Source organism: Frankia sp. CcCS3, assembly GCF_977927575.1.
Genome location: NZ_CDWRCL010000223.1, coordinates 1 through 6,821 on the forward strand (window position 1 = coordinate 1; position 6,821 = coordinate 6,821).

Genomic DNA, 6,821 nt, shown 5'->3' on the forward strand with positions numbered 1-6,821 from the left:
CGCGCGACGGGCTCGCGGCCCCCACCGGGCGGGCGGCGGCCCCCACCGGGCGGGCGGGAGCGGCCCGTCCCGCCGGGCTTACCGTCGTCGACCAGCCGCGCGGCGGATCGGATCGTTCCGGGGTCCGCTCGTGACCGGCGTATCGGCGGGTGGTGAGCCCGTCGCCGGTGTACCGGTGGATGGCCCGCCCTCGCCGCGGGCCCCGCTCGCGGCCACGCGCCGCCGCCCCGCACCGGTCCCGACGCTCGCCGAGCCCGTGCTCGTGCCGAGGCCGCACGCGGTGGTCGTGGCCGGGGCGCGACCGAACTTCATCAAGATCAAGCCGATTCTGGACGCCCTCGACGTGGAGGGTTTCCGGACCACGCTCGTGCACACCGGTCAGCACTATGACGAGGCGATGAGCGAGGTGTTCTTCGCCGATCTCGGGCTGCGTCCCCCTGACCATCACCTCGCGGCGGGATCGGGCTCCCACGCCGTGCAGACGGCCGCGGTCATGACGTCGTTCGAGCCGTTGCTCGACCGGCTCGTCCCGGAGATCGTCGTCGTGGTCGGCGATGTCAACTCAACTCTGGCCTGTGCGCTCGTCGCGGCGAAGGCGGGCGTGCCCGTCGCCCATGTGGAGGCGGGACTGCGCAGCGGTGACCGGTCCATGCCCGAGGAGATCAACCGCATTGTCACCGACCACGTGTGCGACCAGCTGTTCGCGACCTCACCGGACGCGGTGGAGCATCTGTACCGGGAGGGCCTGCCCCCCCGGGCGGTCCATCTCGTCGGCAACGTCATGGTGGACACCCTCCTGGCGTGCCGGGATGAGGCGCTGGGCCGGCCGACGCTGACCGAGCTCGGCCTGCACCCGGGCGGGTACGGCCTGGTGACCATGCACCGGCCCGCCAACGTCGACGATCCGGACGTGCTCGCCGGGCTGCTCGGGGCGCTCGGGGAGATCGCGGTGCGGTGCCCGCTGGTCTTCCCGGCGCATCCCCGTACGGCGGCGCGGCTGGCCGGGATGCTCCCCCCGGGGGTTCGGCTACTCGGGCCCGTGGGATATCTCGACTCCCTGGCGTTGCAGGCCGGGGCGCGTCTCGTGCTCACCGATTCCGGCGGCGTGCAGGAGGAGTCCACCGTGCTGGGAGTACCGTGCCTGACGCTCCGCGACTCGACGGAACGTCCATTGACTGTTACCGAGGGTACCAACCGGGTGGTGGGTCGGGACCGGCGGGTGGTGGTCACGGCCGCGTTCGACACCCTGGAGCGGCCGCCTGCGCCCCGGCGTCCGGCCCTGTGGGACGGCCACGCCGCCCGCCGCATCGCGCGAATTCTGGCCCGGGTGGTCGCACCCCCGCCGGAACCGGGCCGTCCGGGCGCACCGGATCCGGAGATCCGTCCGCCGGCTCGGGACACAGTGAGCCACCTACCTCTCTCTATGTAAACAATCTGACACACTATGTGTATGACTTCGAAGAAACTGGTGGTCGTCGGGCAGGGATACGTCGGTCTCCCGCTCGCGATGCGGGCGGTCGATGTGGGTTGGCGGGTCGTCGGGGTGGACGTGGACGCGAGCCGTGTCGCCCAGCTGGCCGCCGCGCGGTCCTACGTCGAGGACATCCCCGACAGGCAGCTCGCGGCGGCGTTGGAGTCGGGCCGGTACGAGCCGACGTCGGACTACGCCCGCGCCGCGGGGTTCGACGTCGCGGTGGTCACCGTCCCCACCCCGTTGCGGGAGGGGGCTCCCGACCTGTCCTACATCGTGGGCGCGGCGCACAGCCTCGCGCCGCTGGTCCGGCCGGGCGTGACCGTGATCCTGGAGTCGACGACCTATCCGGGGACGACCGAGGAGCTGTTCGCCCCGCTGCTCACCGAGGGTTCCGGTCTGCACCCCGGTATCGACTTCCATCTCGGCTACTCGCCGGAGCGGATCGATCCGGGTAACCGGGTGTGGAACCTGGTGAACACCCCCAAGGTCATCTCCGGGGTGCATGAGGACTCCCTGGCGGCCGTGAGCGCCTTCTACGACACCGTGGTCGAGCGGACGGTTCCGGTCGGCTCGACCCGGACCGCCGAACTCACCAAACTGCTGGAGAACACCTTCCGGCATGTCAACATCGCGCTGGTGAACGAACTGGCGATGTTCGCACACGAACTCGGCGTCGACGTGTGGGAGGCGATCGACGCGGCGTCCACCAAGCCGTTCGGGTACCTGCGGTTCACTCCCGGCCCGGGGGTCGGCGGCCACTGCCTGCCCATCGACCCGTCGTACCTGTCCTGGCGGGTGCGCCGCAGCCTCGGCCGCAGCTTCCGATTCGTCGAGCTCGCCAACGACATCAACGACCACATGCCCGACCACGTGGTGCGGCGGGTCACCGAGATGCTCAACGCCCGGCGACGGTCGGTCGCGGGCAGTCGCATCCTGCTGCTGGGACTTGCCTACAAGAAGAACACCGGGGATGCGCGCGAGTCGCCCGCGACGCGGGTCGCCACCCTGCTCGCTGACCTCGGTGCCCACGTGCGGGCGGCGGACCCGCACGTCGACGCGGCCCGGCTGCCGCCCCGGGTGACCCTGGTAGAGGTGGGTGCGGGGGAGCTCGCGACCGCGGATCTGGTGGTGCTCCTGGTCGACCACGACGCCTTCGACCGTGACCAGGTAGCACGGCATGCCCGTGCGGTCCTCGACACCCGGCACTGGCTGCCCACGCACGACCGGGGCCGCCGGCCGGTGGCAGCCGGCGGGGGACACCCGGTGATACCGGCGCAGGTTGCGCGGCACGACGAGCTCGCGTTCGCCGTGGAACCCCTGTGACGCCCTCCCCACCCTCTGACGCCTTCGCACCCTCGCGGCGCCCCACATCTTCCCGTATCTTTATGTAGTTAAATGATAACTGAAAATTATCATCATCGAGAGGGTGCGGGCGGAGGGGCGGATGCCATGCGGGTCGTCGCCACCGACGCGTGGTTCCATCACCGGCCAAGCGGGCGCAGGCGCCGGGGCCCGATAACGGTGCTGAAGGTGCTGAACCGGACGGAGCGCTCCGGCATCCAGCTGGGGGCCGTGAACCTGCTCCGCCGCCTCGACCAGGACGAGTTCCGGCTGTTGTTCGCGGTGACGCCCGGCGCGGCAGGGGCGTTCGACGGTGAGATCCGGGCGTTCGGCGGCGAGGTGTACCACTGCCGGGCCGACTGGCGCTTTCCATGGTCCTTTCTGGGGCTGTTGCGCCAGGTACGCCCGGACGTGGTGCAGGCGGAGGTGGTGCAGGCGGACGTGACGATCCTCTCCGGGGTGGTCCTCGCGCTGGCCCGGCTCGGGGGGGTTCGGCGCCGCGTCGCCTACCTCGCCGATGCCCCGGACCGGCACGGCGACAGCCTGGGCGGCCGGGTGCGGCGGATCGTCGGCCGGTTGCTGCTCGACCGGTTCGCCACCCATCTGGTCGCAGTGAGCGAGGCGGTGATGCGGGGTCTGTGGCGGGAGAACTGGCGGCTCGACCCTCGTTGCCGCGTTATTTACCACGGCGTCGAGCTGGAACCGGTCGGCGTCGCCATCGCGGCCCGCCGCCGCGCGGAGGAACTCGCCGAGGACGATCAGGAGCTTGTCACCGTCGTCCACGTCGCCTGCCCGGATTCGGCGAAGAACCGGGACCGGGCCGTGGAGATCCTCGCGGCGCTGCGGGGGCGGTCCGTGAACGCCCGGCTCCTCTTCGTGGGTCGTCAGGATGCCGCCGAGACGGCCCGGCTGGTCGCGCTGGCGTCCCGGTGCGGCGTCGCTGACCACGTCGAGTTCACCGGCGAGGTGCTCGAGATCCCGCGCCTGCTGGTCGCGGCCTCGCTGCTGCTGGTCACCTCCCGTCACGAGGGCCTGCCCGGCATCGTGCTCGAGGCCTGTGCGGTCGGGACGCCCGTGCTCTCCGCGGACCTGCCCGGGGTCGACGAGATCGCCCGGCTGCTCCCCGGCGTGACGATCCTGCCGCTGCGCATCTCCGACGCGGTCTGGGCCGGCACCGCCGAGATGCTCACCGCCGTTCCCCCGACCATTGATCAGCGCCGGGAGGCGATGCGTCTGCTGCGCCGGTCCCCGTTCACGATGGAGCACTGGCAACGCGACATCGCGGCGGTGTGGTCGTAGTCGGCGTCCCCGCCCGCCCGGGTACCGCCACCGCCCGGCCACGACCAGAGAGGACCGCCCACGATGAAGATCGTCACCTTGCTCGAGGCGGGGGATGGCCCGCGGTGGCCCGTTGCGCACGCCGTCGCCGAACAGGAGAGTGGGGACCACGTCATCGTTCTGATGCCCCCGCCCGACCACGTCGACAGTCCGCTGGCCCGGGAGTTGACCGCGGGCGGCGTGGAGGTCGTCGCGAGCCCCGTGCCGCGCCGGGGAGCGACGATCCGCCGTCAGGCCGGCGGGATTCTCCGGCTGCGGGCGGAGCTGGCCGCGCTCGGGGCGGACGTCGTCCACTACCACCACTACGCCTCGGCGGCGGCCGCCCGCCTCGCCACCGTGGGCACCACGATCACCCGCGTGTACATGGTCGCGAACCCTCTGCACCTGGACCACCCGCTGATCCGGCCGGTCGAGCGGGTGCTCTGCCGGCTCGATCACCTGCTGATCGCGCCGACCTCCGACGTCCGGCGCCGCTACGCCGCGCTCGGCCAGCCGGTGCGCCGCCTGCGCACCGTGTCCTACGGCGTGGATCTGGACCGGTTCACGCCGGCAGACGACCGGGAGCGCCGGGCGGCCCGGACGGATCTTGGTCTGCCCGAGGACGGGTTCGTGGCGGTGCAGGTGGCGCGCTTCCACCCGCCCGGTCGTCTTGTCCATCCGGGCCGGGGGGTGGCGGGCCACGAGGTACTGCTGGCGGCCTGGTCGCGGTTCGTCGAGCTGGGCGGCCGCGGCACCCTGATCCTCGTCGACGGGGCTCCCGAGGGCGGGGCTCCCGAGGACGGAGAGGATGTCGCCGGCCGGCGGAACGAGGCCGCGGCCCGTTACCGCGAGCGGGTCCGGGCCTGGGCCGGGGCGCTTCCCGGCGCGGCGGCGGTGCGCTGGGTGCACGGTGTCCGCGACGTGCGGCCGTACTACGCCGCCGCCGATGTGAACGTGGTGCCCTCCCGGGTGGAGGACTACGGCGCCGTCGGGGTGGCGTCGGCCTGCGGGGTACCGACCGTGGCGACGCGGGTCGGGGCGATCAGCGAGCTGGTGGACGACGAGACCGGCTGGCTGGTGGCACCCGGCGACGCGGTGGCGGTGGCGGAGTGTCTCACCGACGCCGCGGCCGGCCGGCGGGCACCCGCCGCGCGCGACCGCGGCTTCGCCGCGCGGGCACGGGCCGAGAAGCTGCTGGATCGCCGGTCGTTGAGCCAGGACGTCGTCGCTGCCCTGCACGAGGCCGTGCGCGGCGCGCGGTCGTGGCACGCGTGCTCCGGCCCGGGCCGGAGTGTGCCGGGATGCACCCGGGTACCGGAAGAATGAGTTCACCCGCAGGTGGGATGATTGTCGCCGAACATTCCGCCGTTGTGGGCAGGGACTGCCGGTAGCCTCCGATACTGTTAGCAGTGTTAAATCATTGCCGGAGTCGGCTGTGGCGACCTTGTTCGGGAGGCCCCGGCGGTTCCCGCCGACCCGGAGGGTCGGCGGGGTCACAGCGCCGCGGGCGCGGTGCGAGACGCGCCGGAATGCCAGGATGGGACGGAGCTGGCCGAGGCAGGCAGACGCCGGATGCGTGCCCACCCGGGACCGTGGGTCCGGCGTCACCACGGTGCGGCCAGCCGGGCGGGGCCATGGGAGCGAGCCCCGCCGCTCGCGGGTGGCGGGCGGTGGGCGACGAGAAGGAGAACGATGGACACCTTCGGCAGTACCGGATCGCTCGTGGTGGGTGATCGCACCTACACGATCAGGCGGCTGGACGCGGTGCCCGGGGCCGATCGACTCCCCTACAGCCTCAAGGTGCTGTTGGAGAACCTTCTGCGTACCGAGGACGGCGCGAACATCACCGCGGACCACGTCCGGGCGCTGGCGAACTGGGATCCCTCGGCCGCCCCCAGCCAGGAGATCCAGTTCACGCCCGCCCGCGTCATCATGCAGGACTTCACCGGCGTGCCGTGCGTGGTGGACCTTGCCGCCATGCGGGAGGCGATGGCCGCCCTCGGCGGCGACCCGTCGAAGATCAATCCGTTGGCCCCCGCCGAGCTCGTGATCGACCACTCGATCATCGCTGACCACTTCGGTCGGCCGGACGCGTTCGAGCTCAACGCGGCGCTGGAGTTCGGCCGCAACCGGGAGCGTTACCAGTTCCTGCGCTGGGGTCAGGAGGCGTTCGACAACTTCACCGTCGTCCCGCCGAACACCGGCATCGTGCACCAGGTCAACCTGGAGCACCTCGCCCGGGTCGTCTTCACGAAGCAGACGGCCGACGGGACGCTGGCCTACCCCGACACCCTCGTCGGCACGGACAGCCACACCACGATGATCAACGGTCTCGGTGTGCTCGGCTGGGGCGTCGGAGGCATCGAGGCCGAGGCCGCCATGCTCGGCCAGCCGGTGAGCATGCTCATCCCCACTGTGGTGGGCTTCAAGCTGACCGGCGAGCTGCCGACGGGCACCACCGCGACCGACATGGTGCTCGTCATCACCGAGATGCTGCGTCGGCACGGCGTCGTCGGCCGGTTCGTCGAGTTCTACGGCGACGGCGTGACGAACGTCCCGCTGGCGAACCGGGCGACCATCGGCAACATGAGCCCCGAGTACGGCTCCACCTGCGCGATCTTCCCGATCGACGCGGAGACGCTGAACTACCTCAGGCTCACCGGCCGTCGCGCGGAGCTGGTGGCGTTGG

Annotated in this window: 5 protein-coding genes; all 5 read left to right on the forward strand. The window is 71.9% G+C overall.

Features of this window, described 5'->3' with window-relative positions; translation table 11 throughout:
* Window positions 1–256 precede the first annotated feature (256 nt).
* On the forward strand, window positions 257–1,429 hold the full coding sequence (gene wecB / locus AC08OQ_RS16340; protein WP_476601081.1) for a non-hydrolyzing UDP-N-acetylglucosamine 2-epimerase: 1,173 nt from the start codon (window positions 257–259) through the stop codon (window positions 1,427–1,429).
* Between the two features lie 21 nt (window positions 1,430–1,450).
* Window positions 1,451–2,797 carry a nucleotide sugar dehydrogenase gene (locus AC08OQ_RS16345; protein WP_462202891.1) on the forward strand — a complete coding sequence of 449 codons (1,347 nt, stop codon included), beginning with the start codon at window positions 1,451–1,453 and terminating at the stop codon, window positions 2,795–2,797.
* 198 nt (window positions 2,798–2,995) lie between these two features.
* A complete protein-coding gene (locus AC08OQ_RS16350; RefSeq protein ID WP_476612168.1) occupies window positions 2,996–4,114 on the forward strand; it encodes a glycosyltransferase in 1,119 nt (372 codons plus the stop codon).
* A 63-nt stretch (window positions 4,115–4,177) separates the two neighbouring features.
* The gene (locus tag AC08OQ_RS16355) at window positions 4,178–5,458 is read left to right on the forward strand and encodes a glycosyltransferase (protein WP_476601075.1); all 1,281 of its coding nucleotides are present in this window, start codon (window positions 4,178–4,180) and stop codon (window positions 5,456–5,458) included.
* Window positions 5,459–5,824: 366 nt separating this feature from the next.
* The coding region (locus tag AC08OQ_RS16360; RefSeq protein WP_476612169.1) for an aconitase family protein at window positions 5,825–6,821 on the forward strand (997 nt) is incomplete at its 3' end.